General features: G+C 67.4%; 2 protein-coding genes. Both read right to left on the bottom strand.

What is annotated here, in order from left to right; all coding sequences use genetic code 11:
* Positions 1-85 precede the first annotated feature (85 nt).
* Complete coding sequence (locus tag VF697_RS12415; RefSeq protein WP_331094566.1) at positions 86-1,990, bottom strand: family 43 glycosylhydrolase; 1,905 nt, start codon at positions 1,988-1,990, stop codon at positions 86-88.
* Positions 1,991-2,146: 156 nt separating this feature from the next.
* Complete coding sequence (locus VF697_RS12410; protein WP_331094564.1) at positions 2,147-2,617, bottom strand: hypothetical protein; 471 nt, start codon at positions 2,615-2,617, stop codon at positions 2,147-2,149.
* Positions 2,618-2,630: the final 13 nt, after the last annotated feature.

Below are 2,630 nucleotides of genomic sequence, written 5' to 3'. Positions count from 1 at the left end.
TCGGGCCGGGTCGGAGCATCGACCTGGCCCTTCGCTCCAGGCCTCTCGTGAGGGGGGCCTGGGGTAGTCCCAATCCATGGCGGCGTCATCGCCGTGCAGGTTCGCCAGCTCGCAGCGCGTAGACGCGGACATAGTCGAACTCGGCGGTGAAGTCGCCGCCCCCTCCCATCGCCACGAGGGCGATTCGCGGGTGGGTCAACGCGTGCGTCCAGGTGCCGCCGCGCACCCAGTCCACGCCGTTCTGGCTCGTGTACGCGGTGTACGCCGCGAGGTCGCCGCCAGCGGCGCGGCGCGCCTCGCCCGTGAGGCGCTCGACCGCCACGCGCAGGTACGTCCAGTCCTCCGAAGGGGCGCCGATGACCGTGTTGCCGTTGCGCGCCCAGCCGGCCGGCGCCGACGCCAGCTCCTTGGTGAATTCCGTCTGACGCGTCTCCCCCATGGAGGTGTTCATCAGCTTGATGAAGTTGTCGTCGTCGCCGTAGAGCACCAGGCCTGCCTGCGCGTAGTTGAAACAGCAGCCGTCATCCGGCACGTCGAGGCGCACCTTGGTTTCGATCAGGTAGTCGCCCTTGGGCGTCGGGCGAGTCAGCAAGGAGGCGTTGTTGCTGGTGAGATGGATGTCGGCTTTCTGCACCTGGAAGCGGAACGTCCCGTCGGCAACGCTGTACGTGCCCGAGTCTGGCGGTCGCACCCACGACCACGAGGCGCCCAGCGCGGTCCCGTCAAACTCGTCCGACGCCGCTGCGATGCGCTCGCGGGGAAGGTGCGGCCGCGCCAGCTTCGTGCGGTACTGGGAGCTGTAGCCGTCTCGAGCCGCGGGCGCGGGCATCTTGCCGTCCGAAGCCCAGAAGCCGCCGCGCACGGTCGGCCACCCGCCGACCCAGTCCAAGGGATCCAACAGAGCGGGCCGCTTGGTGAAGCCTGGCGCCGCTTCGAAGAACGGGTCGGACCGATCGACGGCGTGGTAGACGGTCCACCACTGACCCGCCGCGTCCTGAAACACCGTGTTGTGCCCGGCGCCAACCCACCGGTTGCCGTTCATGCTGATGACGGGCGTTCCGCCGACCTGTGTATCCAGCAGCGACTGACCCTCGCGATCCACGAACGGGCCCAAGGGGCTGGTGGACCGCCCGACGAAGACGCTGTAGCCGGTCAGCGCGCCGTTGCAGCAATTCGTCGCCGACCCGAACAGGTAGTAGTAGCCGTCGCGGGAGACGACGTTCGCACCTTCGTAGCGATTGCCGATGGTGATTCGCGTCTCGTCGGCTCCAACGGTCGCCCCCTCGGGGGTCAACGTGACCTTCCTGGCGAAGATGCCCCCGGAGTAGCTGCCGTAGTACAAGACGCTGTCCGTGCCGACGGAGTCACCCAGGACGTCCGGATCGAAGGTCCAAAGGAATGCGCAGGGATCCGAGCTGGCCGTGTCCTTGCGCGGGCGGATCACCGGCTCGTCGGAGAACTTCCACGGCCCCGTGGGTTTGTCGCTGGTCGCAACACCGATCGCGCTGTCGGTCGTGCACGTCGTCTCGGTGGTGTCGGTGACAGCGAAGAACAGGTAGTACCTGTCGTGCGCCGCGGAGTAGACGACGTCCGGCGCCCACAGTCCCGCATGGTCGGCGGCGTAACCGGGCAGCGACTGGAAGGCGTCGCCGACGTACTCCCAGCGGATCAGGTCGAGGGACCGCAGCTGGGGGATCTTGTGGAACACCCATTTCCCCTGAGCGTCACGGTCCTCGTCATTCAGCGGATCCGTCGTGCAGTACATGTACCAGTACGGATCGCCCCGCTCCGGCCCGCGCAGCACCGTGGGGTCGGCACAGCTTTCGATGACGCCGTCCTCCGGGAGGTGCGGCTTCAACGGGTTGGAGTAGAAGCCCGGGCTCTTTGAACGGGCGGCCAACGCCGGTGGAGCGGCGAGCGTGGCCAGCAGAACCAGCGCCGCGAACGCGCGCGACAGGGTGTCCAACCGAGTAAAGCGACGAGTGCCCATGCGAACTCCCTCCAACACCGGTGCCCAGCGTTCCCAGCAACCACGTCTCCATCGTCTACCCGCCGGAGCGTATAGGAGGGATGAGGCCTTGTTGAGGGTGAGGGTTGGAGCCGAGGGGAGACTCGCCTGCCGCGCCCCAATCCCGAGCCGGCGCTATCAGGAGGCAGGCGAGTCGGTCCGCTCGGAGGTGAAACCGAAGTGGCAGCGGAGGCGCTCCGCCTCGAAGGTGAGCCCCACGTCCTGGAGGCGGGAGATGGCCCAGAGCGTCGCTTCCGAAGGCTGGGAGGTGATGAAGTAGGGACTGGGCATCGGCTTGAAGTAGAAGATGGCGCTCAAGGCCAGCCGGATGAGGGGCGAGGTGACGATGAACGCCACCCCGAGATGGACCTCACGCAGGAGCGTCTCGTGCTCACGGAACCAGGCGGCCTGCCGCTGGCGCTGCTCGGTATTGGGGGCACCGCCCTCGCTGATGTCGAGGATGGTGACGAACCTGCTCCCCTGCCGCAGGCGGTCGACGGTGTCCGCCAGGTAATCCTCGAACTTCTGGGAGGTGACGGTGCCCACGCACTTCACCCTCCGGAGGGGCCACAGCGAGTCGTCGATGCGGATGGACGCGGCTGGGGGCATGCCACTTCAAGAT

It is taken from the genome of Archangium sp. (assembly GCF_036388035.1).
Lineage (GTDB): Bacteria > Myxococcota > Myxococcia > Myxococcales > Myxococcaceae > Archangium.
This window is presented reverse-complemented; position numbering and strand designations above follow the sequence as displayed.